19 protein-coding genes are annotated in these 22,732 nt (G+C 59.4%); 10 read left to right on the top strand and 9 right to left on the bottom strand.

Annotated features, from left to right (window positions below; genetic code table 11):
- Positions 1-59: 59 nt before the first annotated feature.
- The 3 genes from hisG to hisC all read left to right on the top strand — a co-directional run bounded on the left by hisG (position 60) and on the right by hisC (position 3,212).
- Positions 60-695: an ATP phosphoribosyltransferase gene (gene hisG, locus KGB18_RS15285; RefSeq protein ID WP_007901570.1), complete on the top strand. Its 636-nt coding sequence runs from the start codon at positions 60-62 to the stop codon at positions 693-695.
- Positions 696-819: 124 nt separating this feature from the next.
- A complete protein-coding gene (gene hisD, locus KGB18_RS15280) occupies positions 820-2,157 on the top strand; it encodes a histidinol dehydrogenase (protein WP_123720002.1) in 1,338 nt (445 codons plus the stop codon).
- A 2-nt stretch (positions 2,158-2,159) separates the two neighbouring features.
- Positions 2,160-3,212, top strand: coding sequence for a histidinol-phosphate transaminase (gene hisC / locus KGB18_RS15275; RefSeq protein WP_123720001.1), 1,053 nt, complete (start codon positions 2,160-2,162; stop codon positions 3,210-3,212).
- 116 nt (positions 3,213-3,328) lie between these two features.
- On the opposite strand, the gene KGB18_RS15270 is transcribed toward hisC, so the two are convergent.
- The 3 genes from KGB18_RS15270 to algW form a co-directional block, all read right to left on the bottom strand.
- Positions 3,329-4,048, bottom strand: coding sequence for a DUF4198 domain-containing protein (locus KGB18_RS15270; RefSeq protein ID WP_123720000.1), 720 nt, complete (start codon positions 4,046-4,048; stop codon positions 3,329-3,331).
- Between the two features lie 13 nt (positions 4,049-4,061).
- The gene (locus tag KGB18_RS15265) at positions 4,062-6,167 is read right to left on the bottom strand and encodes a TonB-dependent siderophore receptor (RefSeq protein WP_223570187.1); all 2,106 of its coding nucleotides are present in this window, start codon (positions 6,165-6,167) and stop codon (positions 4,062-4,064) included.
- A gap of 111 nt (positions 6,168-6,278) precedes the next feature.
- Positions 6,279-7,439, bottom strand: coding sequence for a Do family serine endopeptidase AlgW (algW, locus tag KGB18_RS15260; RefSeq protein ID WP_123719998.1), 1,161 nt, complete (start codon positions 7,437-7,439; stop codon positions 6,279-6,281).
- 103 nt (positions 7,440-7,542) lie between these two features.
- Here algW and KGB18_RS15255 point away from each other — a divergent pair, with 103 nt between their 5' ends.
- From KGB18_RS15255 to cysN, 3 genes are all read left to right on the top strand, one after another.
- Positions 7,543-8,301 carry a Nif3-like dinuclear metal center hexameric protein gene (locus KGB18_RS15255; RefSeq protein WP_007901591.1) on the top strand — a complete coding sequence of 253 codons (759 nt, stop codon included), beginning with the start codon at positions 7,543-7,545 and terminating at the stop codon, positions 8,299-8,301.
- 261 nt (positions 8,302-8,562) lie between these two features.
- Positions 8,563-9,480 (top strand): sulfate adenylyltransferase subunit CysD, encoded by a 918-nt coding sequence (gene cysD / locus KGB18_RS15250; RefSeq protein ID WP_008008639.1) that lies wholly within the window; start codon positions 8,563-8,565, stop codon positions 9,478-9,480.
- Positions 9,481-9,489: 9 nt separating this feature from the next.
- Positions 9,490-11,388, top strand: coding sequence for a sulfate adenylyltransferase subunit CysN (gene cysN / locus KGB18_RS15245; protein ID WP_123719996.1), 1,899 nt, complete (start codon positions 9,490-9,492; stop codon positions 11,386-11,388).
- Between the two features lie 181 nt (positions 11,389-11,569).
- On the opposite strand, the gene KGB18_RS15240 is transcribed toward cysN, so the two are convergent.
- The 3 genes from KGB18_RS15240 to KGB18_RS15230 form a co-directional block, all read right to left on the bottom strand.
- The gene (locus tag KGB18_RS15240; RefSeq protein WP_038978984.1) at positions 11,570-12,478 is read right to left on the bottom strand and encodes an acyltransferase; all 909 of its coding nucleotides are present in this window, start codon (positions 12,476-12,478) and stop codon (positions 11,570-11,572) included.
- A complete protein-coding gene (gene pta / locus KGB18_RS15235) occupies positions 12,479-14,578 on the bottom strand; it encodes a phosphate acetyltransferase (RefSeq protein WP_123719995.1) in 2,100 nt (699 codons plus the stop codon). It lies immediately after the preceding gene.
- Between the two features lie 74 nt (positions 14,579-14,652).
- Positions 14,653-14,991, bottom strand: coding sequence for a DUF3565 domain-containing protein (locus tag KGB18_RS15230; RefSeq protein ID WP_223570186.1), 339 nt, complete (start codon positions 14,989-14,991; stop codon positions 14,653-14,655).
- Between KGB18_RS15230 and KGB18_RS15225 the strand changes: the two genes are divergently transcribed.
- From KGB18_RS15225 to KGB18_RS15215, 3 genes are all read left to right on the top strand, one after another.
- Positions 14,960-15,445 carry a peptidylprolyl isomerase gene (locus KGB18_RS15225; protein WP_007901600.1) on the top strand — a complete coding sequence of 162 codons (486 nt, stop codon included), beginning with the start codon at positions 14,960-14,962 and terminating at the stop codon, positions 15,443-15,445. The two genes, KGB18_RS15230 and KGB18_RS15225, sit on opposite strands and share 32 nt — an antisense overlap.
- Before the next feature lie 122 nt (positions 15,446-15,567).
- Positions 15,568-16,050: a glutathione peroxidase gene (locus tag KGB18_RS15220; RefSeq protein ID WP_052965554.1), complete on the top strand. Its 483-nt coding sequence runs from the start codon at positions 15,568-15,570 to the stop codon at positions 16,048-16,050.
- A 186-nt stretch (positions 16,051-16,236) separates the two neighbouring features.
- Positions 16,237-17,340, top strand: a complete 1,104-nt coding sequence (locus KGB18_RS15215; protein ID WP_123719994.1) for an NADH:flavin oxidoreductase — start codon at positions 16,237-16,239, stop codon at positions 17,338-17,340.
- Positions 17,341-17,456: 116 nt separating this feature from the next.
- On the opposite strand, the gene KGB18_RS15210 is transcribed toward KGB18_RS15215, so the two are convergent.
- The 3 genes from KGB18_RS15210 to cysZ all read right to left on the bottom strand — a co-directional run bounded on the left by KGB18_RS15210 (position 17,457) and on the right by cysZ (position 21,322).
- Entirely contained in the window at positions 17,457-18,656 is a 1,200-nt protein-coding gene (locus KGB18_RS15210; protein ID WP_223570185.1) for a glycosyltransferase family 4 protein, read from the bottom strand.
- A 108-nt stretch (positions 18,657-18,764) separates the two neighbouring features.
- Positions 18,765-20,327 (bottom strand): family 20 glycosylhydrolase, encoded by a 1,563-nt coding sequence (locus KGB18_RS15205; protein ID WP_223570184.1) that lies wholly within the window; start codon positions 20,325-20,327, stop codon positions 18,765-18,767.
- A 236-nt stretch (positions 20,328-20,563) separates the two neighbouring features.
- Entirely contained in the window at positions 20,564-21,322 is a 759-nt protein-coding gene (gene cysZ / locus KGB18_RS15200; protein WP_123719991.1) for a sulfate transporter CysZ, read from the bottom strand.
- A gap of 315 nt (positions 21,323-21,637) precedes the next feature.
- Here cysZ and trxB point away from each other — a divergent pair, with 315 nt between their 5' ends.
- Positions 21,638-22,594, top strand: coding sequence for a thioredoxin-disulfide reductase (gene trxB, locus KGB18_RS15195; protein WP_008008648.1), 957 nt, complete (start codon positions 21,638-21,640; stop codon positions 22,592-22,594).
- The last annotated feature ends 138 nt before the right edge of the window (positions 22,595-22,732 follow it).

Below are 22,732 nucleotides of genomic sequence, written 5' to 3'. Positions count from 1 at the left end.
GTGTGTCCGGCGCCGTTTGCGACCGGGCATCAGTAGCCTGATAAGGACTGACGTTTCCCATGTTGACCATCGCACTGTCCAAGGGCCGCATCCTTGACGACACCCTGCCGCTTCTGGCTGAAGCGGGCATCGTGCCGACCGAGAATCCGGACAAGAGCCGCAAGCTGATCATCCCCACGACCCAGGCCGATGTGCGCCTGCTGATCGTGCGCGCCACCGATGTGCCGACCTACGTCGAGCATGGTGCCGCGGACCTCGGCGTCGCCGGTAAAGATGTGCTGATGGAATATGGCGGCCAGGGTCTGTACGAGCCTCTGGATCTGCGAATTGCCCTCTGCAAGCTGATGACTGCCGGCCGTGTCGGCGATGTCGAGCCCAAGGGCCGTCTGCGGGTGGCAACCAAATTCGTCAACGTCGCCAAGCGTTACTACGCCGAGCAGGGCCGTCAGGTCGACATCATCAAGCTTTACGGCTCGATGGAGCTGGCGCCGCTGATCGGTCTGGCGGACAAGATCATCGACGTGGTCGACACCGGTAACACCCTGCGTGCCAATGGCCTGGAACCCCAGGATTTCATTGCCGACATCAGCTCCCGGCTGATCGTCAACAAAGCTTCGATGAAAATGCAACACGCCCGTATCCAGGCGTTGATCGACACCCTGCGCAAGGCAGTGGAGTCTCGACACCGCGGCTGATTTACCTGCGCGACCTTGAGTCGCGCCGTCTATCCGCCTCATAGCCAGAATTCTCAGGTGCCCAAGCGGATCGAATGTTAGCTTCGGGCGCCTGAGTTTTTGCCAATCCTATGAGGCTCTCGCTATGACCGCACCGACTGCAATTCGCCGACTCAACGCTGCTGACCCGGATTTCGCACATCATCTGGATCATCTGCTGAGCTGGGAAAGTGTGTCTGACGACTCGGTCAATCAGCGGGTGCTGGACATCATCAAGGCTGTGCGCGAGCGTGGCGACGCGGCGCTGGTGGAATTCACCCAGAAGTTCGACGGCCTGCAAGTCGCCTCCATGGCAGACCTGATCCTGCCGCGCGAGCGCCTGGAACTGGCATTGACCCGGATTACCGCGCCTCAGCGCGAAGCCCTGGAAAAAGCCGCAGCCCGCGTGCGCAGCTATCACGAAAAACAGAAACAGGATTCCTGGAGCTACACCGAAGCCGACGGCACGGTGCTGGGCCAGAAGGTCACGCCGCTGGATCGCGCCGGTCTGTATGTGCCGGGCGGCAAGGCGTCGTACCCGTCCTCGGTGCTGATGAACGCAATTCCGGCCAAGGTTGCAGGCGTGACCGAAGTGGTCATGGTCGTGCCGACGCCGCGCGGCGAAATCAACGAGCTGGTACTGGCCGCGGCCTGCATCGCCGGGGTTGACCGGGTGTTCACCATCGGCGGCGCCCAGGCAGTTGCGGCGCTGGCTTACGGCACCGAAAGCGTGCCGAAGGTCGACAAGGTTGTTGGCCCTGGCAACATCTACGTCGCCACCGCCAAGCGCCACGTGTTCGGCCAGGTCGGCATCGACATGATCGCCGGCCCGTCGGAGATCCTTGTGGTGTGTGACGGCCAGACCGATCCGGACTGGATTGCCATGGACCTGTTCTCCCAGGCCGAGCACGACGAAGACGCCCAGGCGATTCTGGTCAGCCCGGACGCCGAGTTCCTCGACAAGGTCGCAGCGAGCATCGCCAAGCTGCTGCCGACCATGGAACGCGCCGAGATCATCGAAACCTCGATCAATGGTCGCGGTGCACTGATCAAGGTTCGCGACATGGAACAAGCCATCGAAGTCGCCAACCGTATCGCGCCAGAACACCTGGAGTTGTCGGTTGCCGATCCACAGGCCTGGTTGCCGCAGATCCGCCACGCTGGTGCGATCTTCATGGGCCGTCACACGTCCGAAGCCTTGGGCGACTACTGCGCCGGCCCGAACCACGTACTGCCGACGTCCGGCACCGCGCGCTTCTCTTCGCCACTGGGTGTTTACGACTTCCAGAAACGCTCGTCGATCATCTTCTGCTCCGAGCAGGGTGCCTCCGAACTGGGCAAAACCGCTTCCGTGCTGGCCCGTGGCGAGTCGCTGACCGCTCACGCCCGCAGCGCCGAATACCGCATCGTTGACGAAGACTTTTTTCAAGGGCAGGGCAACTGAACATGAGTAAATTCTGGAGTCCCTTCGTCAAGAGCCTGGTGCCTTACGTTCCGGGCGAGCAGCCAAAGCTGGCGAAACTGGTGAAGCTCAATACCAACGAAAACCCGTACGGCCCATCGCCCAAAGCGTTGGCCGCGATGCAGACCGAACTGAACGACAACCTGCGTCTGTACCCTGACCCGAACAGCGACCTGCTCAAGCAGGCTGTTGCCAAGTACTACGGCGTGCAGGGCAATCAGGTTTTCCTCGGCAACGGTTCCGATGAAGTCCTGGCACACATTTTCCACGGTTTGCTGCAACACGATCAGCCGGTGTTGTTCCCGGATATCAGCTACAGCTTCTACCCGGTTTACTGCGGGTTGTACGGCATTGCATTCGACGCGGTGCCACTGGATGAGCAATTCCAGATCAACCCGGCAGACTACGCCAAGCCGAACGGCGGGATCATTTTCCCTAACCCGAACGCGCCGACCGGTTGCCTGTTGGCGCTGGACGCGGTTGAGCAAATCCTCAAGGCCAGCCCGGATTCGGTGGTCGTGGTGGATGAGGCTTACATTGATTTCGGCGGTGAAACGGCGATCACGCTGGTGGACCGTTATTCGAACCTGTTGGTGACTCAGACCCTGTCCAAGTCCCGTTCGCTGGCGGGCCTGCGGGTGGGCCTGGCGGTGGGGCATCCGGACCTGATCGAGGCGCTGGAGCGGATCAAGAACAGCTTCAACTCCTACCCGCTGGATCGTCTGGCGATTGTCGGGGCTGCGGCGGCATTCGAGGATCGCGAGTATTTCGACAAGACCTGCCGGTTGGTCATCGAGAGTCGCGAGAAGGTGGTCGCGCAGTTGGAAGCGAAGGGGTTTGAGGTGTTGCCGTCGGCAGCAAACTTCATTTTCGCCCGTCACCCGAAGCACGATGCGGCAGGGCTGGCGGCGAAGTTGCGCGAACAGGGCGTGATTGTTCGGCACTTCAAGCAAGAGCGGATTGCCCAGTTCCTGCGTATTTCCATCGGCGCGCCGGAGCAGAATCAGGCGCTGATCGACGGCCTCGGCGACCTGTAAGGCTTCCCCGATCCTGTGGGAGCGTGGCTTGCCCGCGATAAACGATGACGCGGTCTACCTATTGCACCGCGGCGTCCCCATCGCGGGCAAGCCACGCTCCCACAAGGTTGGGTGAGTTACTCGTGATGCGGTTCGCCAAGGAAGGTCAGCGACGTGAACAGCCCGCGTGTCGCCACATCCGGGTTGTCCTTCAGCGGAATCTCCATCTGCGCCGCAATCACATTCAACCCTTCATTACGCACCAATACTTGCGCCCGACCTTCTGCGTCGGTCTCGGTGCTCAAGGTATTCGGCGCGCTACGATAGTCGCCCACCAGCTTCACGCCCGCCGCCGGCTTACCGTCCAATAGCACTCGAACCGGCAACGATTTACCCGGCCCGACCGTCAGCGGATCAACCTCCGGCAGAATCAGCAATTTCATCTGATCGAGCTTCGGCAACTTCGCCCCCGGCTGGTATATCGCCAGGCTGTATTTGAAGGTCTGGGTCGATTCAATGGCCCCCGGTACTTTGCTGCGTCCTTCGTTGATCCATTTCTTATCCGCCGTCTGCGACCACATGCCATTGTTCAGCGCCACGGCCATCACCGCCGGTGATTTCAACGGCTGCAGACGGGCGTGGTCGGCCAGCCGTTGCACGTTCACCGGGATCATTTTTCCGGCTACGTCATAGGCCCAAGCGCCGCTGATTTTCTGCGCCTTGAAGGCGTTGTCTTCGGCGCCGTGGCCGTAGATGACTTCGATGTTGCCGCGACGTTGTTCGGTCCAGAGACCGTGGGCCGAGACTTGGCTGGCACACAGCAGACTGAGTAGCGCCAAGGATTTTAGGTGTTGCATGGTGGACGTCCTTTTACAGGTTGAGTGTCAGGCTGACGGTGAAATTGCGTGGCTCGCCGGGGTTGACCCAGTAGTTGCTGTAGGACCGCTCGAAGTATTTCTCGTCGAAAAGGTTGTTCAGGTTCAGGCCCACGGTGACGTTTTCACTGGCCTTGTAATGGGCCAGCAGGTCGACGGTGTGGTAGGCCGGCAGTTCGAAATCGCTGCCGGCTTCACCCGAGCGATCGCCGACGTAGGTGAACGCTGCGCCAAGGTCCGAACCGCGCAAATGGCCATCCTGAAATTCATAAACGCCCAACAGACTGCCGCTGCGTTTGGCCACGCCGAGAATTCGGCTGCCAGTGGGGATCACTTTGTCGCCTTGGGTGACTTCGGCGTCGATGTAAGCGAAAGCACCGATCACTCGCACGGCATCGGTCACTTGCCCGGTGGCTTGCAGGTCGACACCCTGGCTGCGGGCCTTGCCCATGGCGCGGCTGGAATCGGTGCTCGGATCGAGCGCCAGGACGTTTTCCTTTTCGATATGGAAGGCGGCGAGGGTGGTGCTCAAGCGGTCGTCGAACAGCTCGCTCTTGATCCCGACTTCATAACCGGTGCCTTCTTCCGGGTCGAAGGATTTGCCGGCGGCGTCCAGCCCGTTGTTCGGTTTGAACGAGGTGGAGGCGTTGGCGAATAACCCCACTTCGGGCGTCAGTTGGTAGAGCAGCCCGGCTCGCTGGGTCAGGGCATCGTGGCGCTGGCGGCTGGTCGCGTTGCGGCTGTGATCGTCGATGCTTTGTTCGAAATGTTCGAAGCGCGCACCGATCATGCCGCGCAGTTTGTCGGTGAAAACGATCTGGTCCTGAAGGTTCAGTGCCTGGCTTTCGACATGCTCGAAGAAGTCGGTCCCGGAGCGTGCGCCATTGGGTTTCGGCTGGCCGTAGATCGGTCGATAGATATCGATGGCGTAAGGGCCGCCGGCAATGGTCGTGACCCGTTCGTTCTTGCGGAAATTCTCGTATTCGCTGCCGATCAGCAGCTCGTGTTGCCAGCTACCGATGTCGAACAAACCGCGCAGTTCGAGTTGAGTGATGCTGTCATGCCAGTTGGTATCGCGCTCGCGATAGCGACGGTTGACGGTGTGGCCATCGGCGTTCAAGGGACGGTTTTCGGAGGCGAAGCCCCAGAGTTTGCCTTCCTTGTAATGGCTGGCGAGGCGCAGTTTCCAGCGGTCGTTAAGCTGATGTTCGAGGGCGGCTTGCAGCAGATTGTTGTGGTTGTCGATGTTGCCGTCGTTGGGTTCGCCAAGGAAGGTCGAACGGGAGACGCCGCTCCATTTATTGTTCGGCGCGACGATACCGCGATCGAATGTCGAGCTGTGGCGAACGAATTCGCTCTCCACCAACAGGCTGGTGTCCGGGTTAAGTTGCCAGCTGAACGAGGGCGCAACAAACACACGCTGACTGTCTACGTGATCGCGAAAGCTGTGGTTGTCCTCGACCGCCAGGTTCACCCGGGACAGAACGTTGCCCTCATCATCCAGCGGGGTGTTGACGTCCACGGCGGTGCGATAGCGATCCCAGCTGCCGGTGCTGGTTTGCAGTGTGGTGAAGGCTTCGGGCTGGGGTTTTTTGGTGACGATGTTCACCGTACCGCCCGGATCGCCACGACCATAGAGGCTGGCGGCCGGTCCTTTGAGCACTTCGATGCGTTCGATGTTGGCCACGTCCGGCGTGCTCGGATAGCCGCGGTTGGCGCTGAAGCCGTCCTTGTAGAACTCCGACGTGGTGAAGCCGCGCACGCTGTATTCGTAAAGCGTCAGGCCGCCGAAGTTGTTCTGCTTCGATACGCCACCGGCAAATTCCAGGGCGCGTTCGACGCTGGTGCTGCCCAGGTCCTTGAGCACACTGACGGGAATCACACTGATCGATTGCGGGATATCGCGAATGGCCGTGTCGGTCTTGGTTGCGCTGGCAGAGCGCGTGGCGCGGTAACCCTTGACCGGGCCGGTGGGGGATTCGTAGTCGGAGGTGACGCTGATAGCGTCCAGTTCAACGGTTTGCGACTCTTCGGCGAAGACCGGATCCCCCAGCAAACCGAGGGCCAGGCCTGCGAGGGAAGCCATTGTTCGAGACGACATGTTATGTTGTTCCAATAATAATATTGAAACAATATAACATGCCTAATGAGAATGTCTGCTGTTACGGCTTCGGAGTTGTGGAGCTGCTGAGGGCGCAGCTCCGTTACCGGCTTACTCTCCTTCCTTTTCCTTGATCGGCGCGGGTGGCGGACGCAGACCGATTTCTGCCGTGAGCTTGAGCTCTTTACCGTTGCGCATCACCTGAATGGTGACCTTGTCGGTCGGCTTGATTCGCGCCACCTGGTTCATCGAACGGCGACCGTCACCGGCCGGTTCACCGTCGATGCTGAGGATCACGTCGCCCAGTTGCAGGCCGGCCTTCTGTGCCGGGCCGTCACGGAAAATCCCCGCAACTACAATCCCCGGGCGTCCGGACAGACCAAACGATTCCGCCAGTTCCTGACTCAACGGTTGCACTTCAATGCCGAGCCAGCCGCGAATCACCTGGCCGTGTTCGATGATCGACTTCATCACTTCCATCGCCAGTTTGACCGGGATCGCGAAGCCGATGCCCTGAGAACCGCCGGATTTGGAGAAGATCGCCGTGTTGATGCCGGTCAGGTTGCCGTTGGCGTCCACCAGCGCACCGCCGGAGTTGCCGGGGTTGATCGCGGCGTCGGTCTGGATGAAGTCCTCGTAGTTGTTCAGCCCGAGCTGATTGCGCCCGGTGGCGCTGATGATGCCCATGGTCACGGTCTGGCCGACGCCGAACGGGTTGCCGATGGCCAGGGCCACGTCGCCGATACGGATATTGTCGGAACGGCCGACGGTGATCGACGGCAGGTTTTTCAGGTCGATCTTCAACACCGCGAGGTCGGTTTCCGGGTCGCTGCCGATGACTCGGGCCAGGGTTTCACGACCATCCTTGAGCGCCACCACGATCTGGTCGGCACCGCTGGTCACGTGGTTGTTGGTCAGCAGGTAACCTTCCGGGCTCATGATCACGCCCGAACCGAGGCTCGACTCCATACGCTTCTGCTTGGGCGAGTTGTCGCCGAAGAAGCGGCGGAACTGCGGATCTTCGAACAACGGATGGCTGGGCTTGTTGACCACTTTGGTGGTGTACAGGTTGACCACCGACGGCGCGGCCGTGGTCACCGCGTCGGCATAGGACACCGGACCCTGCTGCAAACCGAGGGTTTGCGGGGCTTGCTGCAGATTCACGTCCAGGCTCGGTAGCCCCACCCATTGCGGGTAACGCTGCATAATCAATAGAGCGATAAGCACGCCGGCCAACAGCGGCCAGCCGGAAAAACGCAGCGCCTTGAGCATTAAGCACGTCCTACAGAGGTTGCAGGCGGTGTGAGACCGCCCATAATGTCGCGCATTATACGAGGCCGAGCGCGCCTCTGAACGGGATATTTAGGAGTCTTTTATGGCCGTCGCCCTGAGCACCCTGGTCGAAGAAGCCGACCGCTACCTGGCAAGTGCGAAGATCGCCGATTACTGCCCCAATGGTTTGCAGGTCGAAGGCCGGCCACAAGTGATGCGCATCGTCAGCGGCGTCACCGCCAGCCAGGCGTTGCTGGACGCCGCGGTAGAGGCCCAGGCCGATCTGGTGCTGGTGCATCACGGCTATTTCTGGAAAGGCGAGAACCCGTGCATCACCGGCATGAAGCAGCGCCGGTTGAAAACCCTGCTCAAGCACGATATCAGCCTGCTGTCTTATCACTTGCCGCTGGATCTGCACCCGGAAGTCGGGAACAACGTGCAGCTTGCCCGGCAACTGGACATCACCGTCGAAGGCCCGCTGGATCCGGACAATCTGAAAGTCGTTGGCCTGGTCGGCTCGTTGAGCGAACCGATGACCCCTCGCGATTTCGCCCGTCGCGTGCAGGAAGTCATGGGGCGCGAGCCATTGCTGATCGAAGGCAGCGAGATGATTCGTCGGGTCGGCTGGTGCACCGGTGGCGGCCAGGGTTACATTGATCAGGCGGTGTTGGCCGGCGTCGATCTGTACCTCAGCGGCGAAGCCTCCGAGCAGACGTTCCACAGCGCCCGGGAAAACGACATCAGCTTCATCGCCGCCGGTCACCACGCCACCGAGCGTTACGGTGTGCAGGCTTTGGGCGATTACCTGGCGCGACGTTTCGCCCTCGAGCACATCTTCATCGATTGCCCGAACCCTATTTGATTTCGGACTGCAATGCGGTCACCTCTGTAGGAGCTGCCGAAGGCTGCGATCTTTTGATTTTAAAGATCAAGATCAAAAGATCGCAGCCTTCGGCAGCTCCTACAAGGGGTGGGTTTCCAATCTGGAGTGCCCAAACGAGGGGGTATATTCATATACCCTTTCGATCTAGCCAGCGTCCTGATTAGAAGGGGGCGCTGTGCTAGGATTCCCCGCTCGAACACGGCCCGCAGGCCGTCCATAAGATCGTTTTCGTGAGTAGCCATGGTCGACAAACTGACGCATCTGAAACAGCTGGAGGCCGAAAGCATCCACATCATCCGCGAGGTCGCCGCCGAGTTCGATAACCCGGTGATGCTGTACTCCGTCGGTAAAGACTCCGCCGTGATGCTGCACCTGGCACGCAAGGCATTCTTCCCGGGCAAACTTCCGTTTCCGGTGATGCACGTCGACACCCAGTGGAAGTTCAAGGAAATGTACGCGTTCCGCGACCGCATGGTCGAAGAGCTCGGCCTGGACCTGCTGGTGCACGTGAATCCCGAGGGTGTTGCGCAGGGTATCAACCCGCTCACCCACGGCAGTGCCAAGCACACCGACATCATGAAGACCGAAGGCCTTAAACAGGCCCTCGACAAGTACGGTTTCGATGCGGCATTCGGTGGCGCTCGTCGCGACGAAGAGAAATCCCGGGCCAAAGAGCGCGTGTATTCCTTCCGTGATACCAAGCACCGTTGGGATCCGAAAAACCAGCGTCCCGAGTTGTGGAACGTCTACAACGGCAAGGTCAACAAGGGCGAATCGATCCGCGTATTCCCGTTGTCGAACTGGACCGAGCTGGACATCTGGCAGTACATCTACCTCGAAGGCATCCCGATCGTGCCGCTGTATTTCGCAGCCGAACGCGACGTCATCGAGATGAACGGCACCTGGATCATGATCGACGACGAGCGTCTGCTCAATCACTTGAGCGACGAAGACAAGGCGCGCATCGTCAAGAAGAAGGTCCGTTTCCGTACGCTGGGCGACTACCCGTTGACCGGTGCGGTCGAGTCCGAGGCCACCAGCCTGACCGACATCATTCAGGAAATGCTCCTGACGCGAACTTCCGAACGCCAGGGCCGAGTCATCGATCACGATGGCGCAGGTTCGATGGAAGAAAAGAAACGTCAGGGTTATTTCTAAGGGGTTGTCATGTCGCACGCATCTGATTTGATCAGCGAGGACATCCTCGCCTATCTGGGCCAGCACGAACGCAAGGAAATGCTGCGCTTTCTTACCTGTGGCAACGTCGACGACGGCAAGAGCACCCTGATCGGGCGCCTGCTGCACGACTCCAAGATGATCTACGAAGATCATCTGGAAGCCATTACCCGCGACTCGAAAAAAGTCGGCACCACCGGTGAAGACATCGACCTGGCGTTGCTGGTCGATGGCTTGCAGGCCGAGCGTGAGCAGGGCATCACCATTGATGTCGCCTACCGCTATTTCTCCACCGCCAAGCGCAAATTCATCATCGCCGACACCCCCGGCCATGAGCAGTACACACGCAACATGGCCACCGGTGCATCCACCTGTGACCTGGCGATCATCCTGGTAGACGCCCGTTACGGCGTGCAGACCCAGACCCGTCGTCACAGCTTCATCGCCTCGTTGCTGGGCATCAAGCACATCGTTGTCGCCATCAACAAGATGGACCTCAACGGCTTCGACGAAAGCGTCTTCGAGTCGATCAAGGCCGATTACCTGAAGTTCGCCGAAGGTATCGCGTTCAAGCCGACCACCATGGCGTTCGTGCCGATGTCCGCTCTCAAGGGCGACAACGTAGTGAACAAGTCCGAGCGCTCGCCGTGGTACACCGGCCAGTCGCTGATGGAAATCCTCGAAACCGTCGAAATCGCCAGCGACCGCAACTACACCGATTTGCGTTTCCCGGTGCAGTACGTCAACCGTCCGAACCTGAACTTCCGTGGTTTCGCTGGCACCCTGGCCAGTGGCGTCGTGCACAAGGGCGACGAAGTCGTTGTGTTGCCGTCGGGCAAGAGCAGCCGCGTGAAATCCATTGTCACCTTCGAAGGTGAGCTGGAGCATGCGGGTCCTGGTCAAGCGGTGACGCTGACCATGGAAGACGAAATCGACATCTCCCGCGGTGACTTGCTGGTGCATGCCGACAACCAGCCGCAGGTGACTGACGCCTTCGACGCCATGCTGGTGTGGATGGCCGAAGAGCCGATGCTGCCGGGCAAGAAATACGACATCAAGCGCGCCACGACTTACGTGCCGGGTTCGATCACCAGCATCGTCAATCGCGTGGACGTGAACACCTTGGCCGAAGGGCCGGCGAGCTCGCTGCAGCTGAACGAGATCGGTCGGGTCAAGATCAGCCTCGACGCGGCCATCGCGCTGGACGGTTACGACAGCAACCGCACCACCGGTTCGTTTATCGTCATCGATCGACTGACCAACGGCACGGTCGCGGCCGGCATGATCATCGCCCAGCCGTTGAGCCATGGCACCAGCACCCATCACGGCAAACTGGCTCACGTGGCTACCGAAGAACGCGCCCAGCGCTTTGGTCAGCAACCGGCTACGGTGTTGTTCAGCGGCCTGTCGGGCGCTGGCAAAAGCACCCTGGCGTATGCGGTTGAACGCAAGCTGTTCGACCTGGGCCGTGCGGTGTTCGTACTGGATGGCCAGAACCTGCGTCACGACCTGAATAAAGGTCTGCCACAGGATCGCGCCGGGCGTACCGAAAACTGGCGTCGTGCGGCGCACGTTGCGCGTCAGTTCAACGAAGCCGGTTTGCTGACATTGGCAGCCTTCGTTGCGCCGAGTGCTGAAGGTCGTGAGCAGGCCAGGGAACTGATCGGCAAGGAGCGTCTGCTGACGGTCTACGTCCAGGCCTCTCCGACGGTCTGTGCCGAGCGTGATCCGCAAGGTCTGTACGCGGCGGCTGGCGACAACATCCCGGGCGAATCCTTCCCGTACGACGTGCCGCTGAATGCCGATCTGGTGATCGACACCCAGTCGCTGTCAGTGGAAGAAAGCGTCAAGCAAGTGCTGGATCTGCTGCGTAAACGTGGCGCGATCTAAGCATTAGCTGCAAATAAAAAACCCGCAGATGAGTGATCGTCTGCGGGTTTTTTTGTGTCCTTGAGATCGCCATCGCGGGCAAGCCCGCTCCCACAGGGATCTCTAGTGAATACAGAGTTTGCGTTTCACAGAGAACCACTGTGGGTGCGGGCTTGCCCGCGATGGCGCCGGTACAGGCACCTCAAACCTTGGCGGTGTACTCGCGGTGCATCTGCCCCAGCAGCGCATCCTTGTCATTCCACAGCTGATTGATCCAACCCTGAAATTCGAGCCGATACACACCGTCCTGGTCGTAGTTCTTGCCGACGAACTGCGGTGGAATCTTCAGCTCCTGAAAGTGCACCACCACGTCCTTCACGTTCCCGCAGAGCAAATCCCAATAGCCCGGACGCCCGGCCGGATAGTGGATGGTCACGTTGACGATGGCTTCCAGCTGGTCGCCCATGGCATCCAGCACGAAGGCAATACCGCCCGCTTTCGGCTTGAGCAGGTAGCGGAACGGTGAACTCTGCTGTACGTGTTTGCCCTCGGTGAAGCGCGTGCCTTCGACGAAGTTGAAAATCCCCACCGGGTTATTGCGGAATTTGTCGCAGGTCTTGCGGGTGGTTTCCAGGTCTTTGCCTTTCTTCTCTGGATGCTTTTCCAGATAGGCCTTGGAGTAACGCTTCATGAATGGAAAACCCAGCGCCCACCACGCCAGGCCAATCACCGGCACCCAGATCAGTTGCTGTTTGAGGAAGAACTTCAGCGGGCGGATGCGACGGTTGAGCACGTACTGCAACACCATGATGTCGACCCAGCTCTGGTGGTTGCTGGTGATCAGATACGAGTGCTGATAGTCCAGGCCTTCCAGACCGCTGAGCTGCCAGCGCGTGTGCCCGAGCAGATCCATCCAGGCTTTGTTGTTGCTGATCCAGGTTTCGTGGATATGGCCCATCAGCCAGTCGGTGAAACGCTGGGCGGCGGGGAAGGGCAGAAGCAGTTTAAAGATCGCCACCACGAACAGCGGCGTGCAGCAGACAATCGTGTTCAGCGCCAACAACAGCGAGGCGATCACGCCGCGCAGGGGGGCAGGTAGAAAATCCAGCATTTAAAGATCCATAGGTCGGTTGGCAGCTTGGATCGCGGTCAACGCGATGGTGTAGACGATGTCGTCAACCTGCGCGCCGCGCGGCAGGTCGTTCACCGGTTTGCGCAGGCCTTGCAGCATCGGGCCGAGGCTGACGCAGTCGGCGCTGCGCTGCACGGCTTTGTGGGTGGTGTTGCCGGTGTTCAGGTCGGGGAACACGAACACCGTGGCACGACCGGCCACCTGACTGTTCGGCGCCAGTTGTCGGGCCACGGTTTCGTTGGCGGCGGCGTCGTACTGCAACGGGCCGTCGATCAACAGCGAGTTTTGCTGTTCGTGGGCGAGCAATGTGGCCTCGCGAACCTTTTCGACTTCTTCACCGCTGGCCGATTCACCGCTGGAGTAGCTGATCATCGCTACGCGCGGAATGATGCCGAACGCCGCTGCCGAATCGGCGCTTTGCAAGGCGATCTCGGCCAGTTCGCTGGCACTCGGGTGCGGGTTCATCACGCAGTCGCCGTAAACCAGCACTTCTTCCGGAAACAGCATGAAGAACACCGAAGACACCAACGTGCAGCCCGGCGCGGTCTTGATCAGTTGCAGGGCCGGACGGATGGTGTTGGCGGTGGAGTGAATGACCCCTGACACCAGCCCGTCGACTTCATCCAGCGCCAGCATCATGGTGCCAATCACCACGGTGTCTTCCAGTTGCTGCTCGGCCATCGGCGCGTTGAGGCTTTTAGTCTTGCGCAGTGCAACCATCGGCTCGACGTAGCGCTCGCGAATCAAGTCCGGGTCGAGGATTTCCAGCCCCGGTGGCAACTCGATGCCTTGGGCGCGGGCGACCGCTTCAACGTCCGCCGGTTTGGCCAGCAACACGCAACGGGCAATGCCGCGCGCCTGACAGATCGCCGCGGCCTGCACGGTCAACGGCTCGCTGCCTTCGGGCAACACGATGCGCTTGTTGGCGGCTTGGGCGCGCTGGATCAGTTGGTAGCGGAACACCGCTGGCGACAGACGCATTTCCCGTGGTGTACCGCAGCGCTGGTGCAGCCAGTTGGCGTCGAGGTGGCTGGCGACGAAATCGGTGATGATCTCCGCACGTTCGCGGTCGTCGATTGGGATTTCCTTGTTCAAACCGTTTAACTGGTTGGCGGTGTCGTAGGAACCGGTGCTGACCGACAACACCGGCAGGCCGGCCTGCAAGGCGCCACGGCACAGATCCATGATGCGCGGGTCGGGCAGGGTGTCGCTGGTCAGCAACAGGCCGGCCAGAGGCACGCCGTTCATCGCCGCGAGGCTGACGGCGAGGATGATGTCGTCGCGATCGCCGGGGGTTACCACCAGCACACCGGGTTTGAGCAGCTCCACAGTGTTGCGCACGGTGCGGGCGCAGATGATGATGTTGGTCATGCGCCGGGTTTCATAGTCGCCGGCGTTGAGCACCTGAGCGCCCATCAGATCGGCCACATCGCGGGTGCGCGGCGCATTCAGTTCGGGCTGGAACGGGATGCAGCCGAGCAGGCGAAAATCGCCACTGCGCAGTAACGGCGAGTGTTCCTTCAAGCGCGAGGCGAAGGCCTCCATGCTTTCGTCGGTCTTGACCTTGTTGAGGATTACGCCAAGGACTTTCGGGTCTTTCGGCCCGCCGAACAATTGCGCCTGCAACTCCACCCGGCCGGACAATTCAGTCAGCACTTCGTTTTCCGGTGCCGATACCAGAATCACGTCGGCGTCGAGGCTCTTGGCCAAATGCAGGTTGACCCGCGCCGCGTAACTGGCGCTGCGGGTCGGGACCATGCCTTCGACGATCAGCACGTCCTTGCCGACAGCGGCTTGCTGATAAAGGGTGATGATTTCTTCGAGCAGTTCGTCCAGCTGACCGTCGCCGAGCATCCGCTCGACGTGGGCCAGGCCCAGTGGCTGAGGTGGTTTCAAACCGTGGGTGCGGGCCACCAGTTCGGTAGAGCGTTCAGGGCCCGTGTCGCCCGGGTGAGGCTGGGCAATCGGTTTGAAAAAGCCGACTTTGAGACCGGCCCGCTCAAGTGTACGTACCAGCCCGAGGCTGATGGAGGTCAGACCCACACCAAAATCGGTGGGCGCGATAAAAAAAGTTTGCATGCGGATTCTCTGGAAGTGCATGTGGGCAGCCGTGGCCGCCAGGTGATCATCTATATCTGACGATCTACCGAAATTCAGTCGCCAAGGTTATCGCTAACCGAGCCTTGTGCGCACCAACCACAATCAAAGGGATGGCCTATTTTTTCATTACGCAGCGAAGGGTCCAGCACCCAGGCCCGGGATTGCCACGGAGGCTGGTGCCGCAAGTGCTGTGTATGACCGCAGGAAAGCTCGGCCACCCAGTGGCCATCCTCATCCTGATGAAAGCCTGTGACGGTCGAGGCTTTCGTCGCACCCCGTCTGTCCGGGTTGTGTTCGCTTTCGGGCGATTGCTTCGCTAAACTTGGACATTCATCTTTCTTATGCAAAAGGTCTCGCCCCATGCTGATCGCCGCCAATAAGGCTGTCTCCATCGACTATACCCTGACCAACGACGCTGGTGAGGTCATCGACAGCTCCGCCGGCGGCGCGCCGCTGGTCTACCTGCAAGGCGCAGGTAATATTATCCCGGGCCTGGAAAAGGCACTGGAAGGCAAAGCAGTCGGTGACGAACTGACTGTCGCTGTAGAACCTGAAGATGCCTACGGCGAATACGCTGCCGAACTGGTCAGCACTTTGAGCCGCAGCATGTTCGAAGGCGTTGACGAGCTGGAAGTGGGCATGCAGTTCCACGCTTCTGCTCCGGACGGCCAGATGCAGATCGTCACCATTCGCGATCTGGACGGCGACGATGTCACTGTCGACGGCAACCACCCGTTGGCCGGTCAGCGCCTGAATTTCCAGGTCAAGATCATCGACATCCGTGACGCCAGCCAGGAAGAAATCGCTCATGGTCACGTCCATGGCGAAGGTGGCCATCACCACTGATTTTCTGCGCTAAGCTCAGAGAGCTGGAGAGGCGCCTGAGGGCGCCTTTTTAGTCCGCGGCTGTCCTTGATGGCACCGCCAAGTGGCTGTTTCGAGAAGAACACGGGAATTTGGAGTTCGTCATGAGTGCTTTTCACGACCTTAAACTGACAGCCCTGGATGGTCAGGAGCTACCTCTGGCGCCCTTCAAGGGGCGTGTCGTGCTGGTGGTCAACGTCGCCTCCAAATGTGGTTTGACCCCACAGTACGCGGCGCTGGAAAACCTCTACCAGCAATACAAGGACAAGGGTTTCAGTGTGCTGGGCTTGCCATGCAACCAGTTTGCCGGACAGGAACCGGGCACCGAGCAGGAGATCCAGGCGTTCTGCAGCCTCAACTATGGCGTGACCTTTCCGTTGTCCAGCAAGCTGGAAGTCAACGGTCATGAGCGTCATCAGTTGTATCGTCTGCTCGCGGGCGAGGGCGCGGAATTCCCGGGCGACATCACCTGGAACTTCGAGAAATTCCTGCTGGGCAAGGACGGTCGCGTGCTGGCGCGGTTCTCGCCTCGAACGGCGCCGGATGATCATGCTGTCATCCAGGCGATCGAAAAAGCGCTGAGCTAAAAAGAAAGATCAAAAGATCGCAGCCTTCGGCAACTCCTACGGGTGTACGCATTCCCCTGTAGGCGCTGCCGAAGGCTGCGATCTTTTCGTTTCTAATCCTTAATCACTTAAATCAATAGTCCTGTTCAAGCCTTGCGACTCTCCATATTATCGCCGTCATAAAGTCTATATCCCGTGGAGCGTCCCATGCCTGTCAAAGCCCTGTTCAAGCCTTTTCACCTAGGTGCTCTCGAGTTGCCGACCCGCGTTGTCATGGCGCCGATGACTCGCTCGTTTTCGCCTGGCGGCGTGCCCAATTCCAAAGTGATCGAGTACTACCGTCGTCGCGCCGCTGCCGGGGTTGGGCTGATCATCACCGAAGGCACCACCGTCGGTCACAAGGCCTCCAACGGCTATCCGAACGTGCCGCACTTCTATGGTGAAGCGGCATTGGCCGGCTGGAAGAAAGTCGTCGATGCGGTACATGCCGAAGGCGGCAAGATCGTTCCGCAACTGTGGCATGTGGGCAGCGTGCGCCGCATCGGCACCGAGCCGGACGCCAGCGTGCCGGGTTACGGTCCGTCGGAAAAATTGAAGGACGGTCAGGTCGTGGTTCACGGCATGACCCAACAGGATATCCAGGACGTGATTGCCGCGTTCGCCCAAGCCGCCAAAGATGCACAGAGCATCGGCATGGACGGCGTGGAAATCCACGGTGCCCACGGTTATCTGGTGGACCAGTTTTTCTGGGAAGGCAGCAATCAGCGCACCGACGAATACGGTGGCAGCCTGGCCAATCGTTCGCGCTTCGCCATCGAACTGATTCAGGCGGTGCGTGCAGCGGTCGGTGAGGGTTTCCCGATCATCTTCCGTTTCTCCCAGTGGAAGCAGCAGGACTACACCGCGCGCCTGGTACAAACCCCGGAAGCCTTGGGCGAATTCCTCAAGCCATTGTCCGACGCCGGCGTGGACATTTTCCACTGCTCGACGCGGCGTTTCTGGGAGCCTGAGTTCGACGGTTCCGAGCTGAACCTGGCCGGCTGGACCCGCAAGCTCACCGGCAAGCCAACCATCACCGTCGGCAGCGTCGGCCTGGACGGCGAATTCCTGCAATTCATGGTCAACACCGACAAGATCGCGCAACCGGCCAGCCTGGAAAAACTGCTGGAGCGTTTGAACAACGATGAGTTCGATCTGGTGGCAGTGGGCCGTGCATTGCTGGTGGACCCGGACTGGGCGCAGAAAGTGCGGGACGGTCGTGAGGAAGACATCCTGCCGTTCAGCCGTGAGGCTTTGATGACGCTGGTTTAAGTAGCGACTGGAAGGGCCCCATCGCGGGCAAGCCCGCTCCCACAGAGTTCTGCGTCACACACAAATCCTGTGGGAGCGGGCTTGCCCGCGATGATAGCCTCAAGGTCAGCAAAGATTCAGGGTAATGTCTGTGCATTAGGAACCACCTGCTCCCCAACACAAGCCCCGCGCAACTGCCCCTCGAACTGCTCGATAATCGCCGCCCACCCCTGCCGACTCGCATGCTGGCGCGCATTAAGGCGCACGCAGCGCAAGGTTTCGCGCTCCTCCAGCAGCCAACGTGCCGCATCGCAGAACGCTTCTTCATCCCCGGGCATGGCCAGTACGCCGTTGTAGCCATGGCGAATGTGCTGGGCTGCCGCCGCCTGATCGTATGCCACCACCCCCAGCCCCGAGGCCAATGCCTCAAGCACCACATTGCCGAAGGTTTCGGTCAGGCTCGGAAACAGAAATACATCCCCCGACGCATAGTGACTGGCCAAGGCTTCGCCGCGTTGTGAGCCGCAGAAAATCGCTTCGGGCAATTCCTTCTCCAGCATCGATCGTTGCGGGCCGTCACCGACCACAATCAATTTCATTTTTCGCTGTGGATAAGTCATTTTCAGCGTGTCGAAACTGCGCCTGAGCAAGCCAAGATTCTTCTCCTGGGCCAGGCGTCCTACGTGGATGAAGGCAATATCATCCTCGGCCAGTCCCCATTGCTCGCGCAGCGGTTTCAGCCGTTTGGCCGGATGAAACAACTGACTGTCGACGCCTCGAGAGAGCAGCGCCAGGCGCTCGAAACTGCGGCGTTCCAGTTCCAGTCGCTGGCTGGCGCTGGGCACCAGGGTCAGGGTCGAGCGATTGTGAAACCAGCGCAGGTAGTGAGTCAGCAAGCGCGTCAGCAGCCCGAGGCCGTACTGGCTGGAGTACTGCTGAAAATTGGTATGAAAGCCGCTGACCACCGAAATCCCCAAGCGCCGTGCCGCGCGCAACGCCGATAACCCCAGCGGTCCTTCGGTGGCGATGTACAACACGTCCGGGCGATGCCGTTTCCAGCGCCGCAGCAACTTGTGCATCGACGACTGACCCCATTGCAGGCCGGGATAACCCGGCAGCGGCCAGCCTCGACACAACAGCAACTCATCATTGTTGCCCATAAGCGGGTCGCCGCCCTGGCGTGGCCGCACCAACTCGACCTGATGCCCGCGCGCGCGCAAACCATCGAACAAGCGGCCAAGGGTATTGGCTACGCCGTTGATTTCCGGTGGGAAGGTTTCGGTGATCAGGGTGATATGCAGAGTTCTCGTCATGACCTCAGTGTCGGCTGAGGTCATGTCGTCATTGTGACGATGGGATGATGGATTTGTGACGAGATACCTGGCGGTGACGATTTGTGTTTATCGGACATCGCTCAGTAACCCTTGGATTCAAGGGCTCCGCTATCACCATGGCACTGGTGGTGGATGGGCTACGGCGCGGGCGATACACGACAGTGACTGATGGTCGATCGGGGCGTTCGGCGAGTCCCAGGTGCGCTGCCCCAATGGCAGTAACCACGATTTCAGCTGAGTCCACATTTCCTCGGGCGAACTGAACGTCGGCTGCTCGATCCACAATTGAATGCCGGCCCCCGCCATCGCCGGACTTTGCGCAGGAATTTCGGTGAAAGCAGCTCCTGCCTTGTCCATGAAACGGTTGGCTCGCCAGACATCATAGATGCCATGAGGTGAATGTTTGGCGTGGAAGAGATTGTCCCAGGTCTTGTTGATAATGAAGTAGAAGTCACCGTGGGCGTTGGTCACGGTATAGCCGGCATTCACCAACTCCTGCACGGTCATATGGTTTTTCAGGCTGCCCCAGATACTCCAGCATTCGATTTGCACGTGTTTGTCCAAGGCGATGATTTGATTTTTTTGCACGGCTCCATCGTTCCAGACCCGGGCGATTTTGCCTTCCGCCCTTACGAAATCCGCCAGTTCATTAACGAAGTACCTGACGGCATCCTCTGAGTTAGCCTCTGGATTACCTGAAGCTTCACGTACGTATTGAGCCAATTGGGGCGTGTTGTTCGGGATGATCGGACTTAGAAAGTATTCGTCTGCCCCCAAATGGACATATCGACTGTCTGGAAACATATCCAATAGGTCGCAGAACAGTGTTTTCAGAAAGTCCCGGGCGTCGGGGATGCTGAAGTCGAGGGCTTTCGAGACAACGGTACCGTTATTGAGCTTGAGTTGAAACTCTGGTCTGTTGCGTAATATCCAGTCCATATGCCCAGGCATATCCAGCTCGGGAATAACCTGGACATGATAAGCGGCGGCGGTGTCGAGCACGCGTTTCAGATCTGTTGCACTCCAGGCATCCTCGCTGGAAATGTCCGGGAAGGAAGGGAACATTACCCTTACCCCCTCATTGTCGGTGAGGTGTAGATGCAGTGTGTTGAGCTGGTTCCACGCCATTTCCTGTATCAGACGGATCACCCACTCAGGACTGAACTGCCGGCGCCCCATATCAATCATCACCGAGCGTTCGGCATAGACGGGTGCGTCGATCACTACGCCTGGGTCAAGCACCGTAGATACCCGAACCGCTTTATGCAGGGTCGTCAGCGCACGGGCCATGGCTCCCGGATTTTGCGCGGTGACGCGAATGGAGCGAGTGATATCGATCCGGTAGATCTCACCTTCACCATTGGCGGGGATAGGTATATCTGCGGTATCCGGAGCGGACAGTGTTAACTCTACGTCGCCATCACCCGCCGGAGGGATATCTTCCGAGCTCAGTACGATTGCTGGTGGCCGTGTGAGTTTGGCGGCACCCGTGAAGCCAAATGCCAGGCGTGTTGCCAAAGGGCGAAGACGCTCATCGTCAATAAGTATTCGCGTGCTCGCACTGACTACAAATCCTGCATGAGACTCAGCGTGGAGAACGGACGGACTCATGCTGAGCCATGGGAAGCGCTCATTTTCACAGTGGGCATTGTGGCTTTCTGCAGCTGTTGTCATCGGTCTGATCTCCAAAAGTCGAGGGCATCACTCAACCTTGACTACTTGAAGGTTTTTGACGTGACTGAGCCCGAAGACTTATTGAATACCTGGCGCTGGCGGCTGGCTACTGTCAGAAATAACAGGTAAGAAAGGGAGAGGTTGCTAAAACAGAGCAATGATCCTGTTGGAATGCAGGCCCGGGAAACAGGGACGAGACTCTCACGAGGTCTCATCCCCTTGCATAAAACCGAGCTCTAATCAGCAGGTCGTGTCTCCAGCACTTCAGCCCCACGCTCACGCACCCAGAACAAAGTCGCCCCCGCCACGGCCGCCGGCATCATCAGAATGTTGACCACCGGAATCAACAACACCAGATACACGCTCCCGCCGAAACCGAGGCTCTGCCAGCGCTTTTGCCGCAGCCAGGCGAGCATTTCGTTCCAGCCGAGTTTGTGGTTATCCGCCGGGTAGTCGATGTACTGAATCGCCATCATCCACACCCCGAACAACAGCCACAGCGGCGCGGCGATGATGTTGATCACCGGGATGAACGACAGGATGAACAGACCGATGGCCCTGGGCAGGAAGTAGCCGAGTTTGCGCATTTCCCGGGACAGGGTGCGCGGGATCATGGCGATCAGTTCGCCCCAGCTGAAGGCCGGGAAGTCGTCGGTGCCGCGCACCACCACTTCGACCTTCTCCGCCAGGAAGCCATTGAATGGCGCGGCGATGACGTTGGCCAGCATGGTGAAGGTGAAGAACACCATCAACACCACCAACACGACGAATATCGGCCAGAGAATGTAGCTGAGGAAGCTCAGCCAATCGGGCAGGGACGGCATCAGCGTATCCACCCACATACTGAACTGATGGCCGGCCAGATAGATCAATCCGACGAACAGCACCAGGTTGATTGCCAGCGGCAACAACACGAACAAGCGCAGGCTTGGGCTCAAGACCAGCTTTAGGCCCTCGCGCAGGTATTGCGGGCCAGACAGAACGGGGGCGGGCATAACGTGCTCCGAGCAAAGGGTAAACGCGCCGACCTTACCGGCTTTGCCTGACAGGCGAAAGCGCGGTAGCGGCATCGACATTAACTGTAACAAAGGCGTCTATAAATTCACTGCAACGGGATAGAGACCGCCTATGAGCTGGATTGTTAAACCGTATTTCCTTAATCTTCGCCCCCTCGATACGCTGCACCCAATCTTTTACAGGACTGTCGAGCCCAAGCCTTCCCCAAGTGCTTTCAACGGTCCTTTTTTATTCCCGCCGGCAATCCGGCGTTCCGCGCCCAGTGTTTCGGGCCCGGTCAACAGGAGCAGGTCATGTCTGAAGTTCGTCATTCGCGAGTGATTATTCTCGGTTCCGGCCCTGCCGGTTACAGCGCCGCGGTCTATGCCGCCCGTGCCAACCTCAAACCACTGCTGATCACTGGCATGCAGGCTGGCGGTCAACTGACCACCACCACCGAAGTCGACAACTGGCCGGGCGACGTCCACGGTCTGACCGGCCCGGCGCTGATGGAGCGTATGAAAGAGCACGCCGAGCGCTTTGAAACCGAGATCGTGTTCGATCACATCAACGCCGTGGACTTCGCCGCCAAGCCATATACCCTGATTGGCGACAGCGCGACTTACACCTGCGACGCACTGATCATCGCTACCGGCGCCAGCGCCCGTTACCTGGGCCTGCCATCGGAAGAAACGTTCATGGGCAAAGGCGTTTCGGCCTGCGCGACTTGCGACGGTTTCTTCTATCGCAACAAGCCAGTGGCTGTGGTGGGTGGCGGTAATACGGCTGTGGAAGAAGCCCTGTACCTGGCCAACATCGCCAGCACCGTAACCTTGATCCACCGTCGCGAAACTTTCCGCGCCGAGAAGATCCTGATCGACAAGCTGAATGCCCGGGTTGCCGAAGGCAAGATCATCCTGAAGCTGAACTCGACCCTGGACGAAGTCCTGGGCGACAACATGGGCGTGACCGGTGCTCGCCTGAAGAACAACGACGGCAGCTTCGACGAGCTGAAAGTCGACGGCGTGTTCATCGCCATCGGCCACACCCCGAATACTTCGTTGTTCGAAGGCCAACTGACGTTGAAAGATGGCTACCTGGTTGTGCAGGGCGGCCGTGATGGCAACGCCACTGCGACCAACCTCGAAGGCATCTTCGCCGCCGGTGACGTGGCTGACCACGTTTACCGTCAAGCCATCACCTCGGCTGGCGCCGGCTGCATGGCGGCACTGGATGCCGAGCGCTACCTCGACGATCTGCAGAACGCGTAACTCCGATTCTGTAGAAAGCAAAAAACCGGCTTCCGCCGGTTTTTTTGTGCCCACGATTTAGAGGCCGATCAAAAAACCTGTGGGAGCGTGGCTTGCCCGCGATAGCAATTTATCATTCAACATTGACGTCGACTGATA

It is taken from the genome of Pseudomonas sp. BF-R-26, from assembly GCF_019947395.1.
GTDB classification, from domain to species: domain Bacteria; phylum Pseudomonadota; class Gammaproteobacteria; order Pseudomonadales; family Pseudomonadaceae; genus Aquipseudomonas; species Aquipseudomonas farris.
Note: the sequence above shows the minus strand (reverse complement) of the source record. Positions and strands in the feature narration are given on the sequence as shown.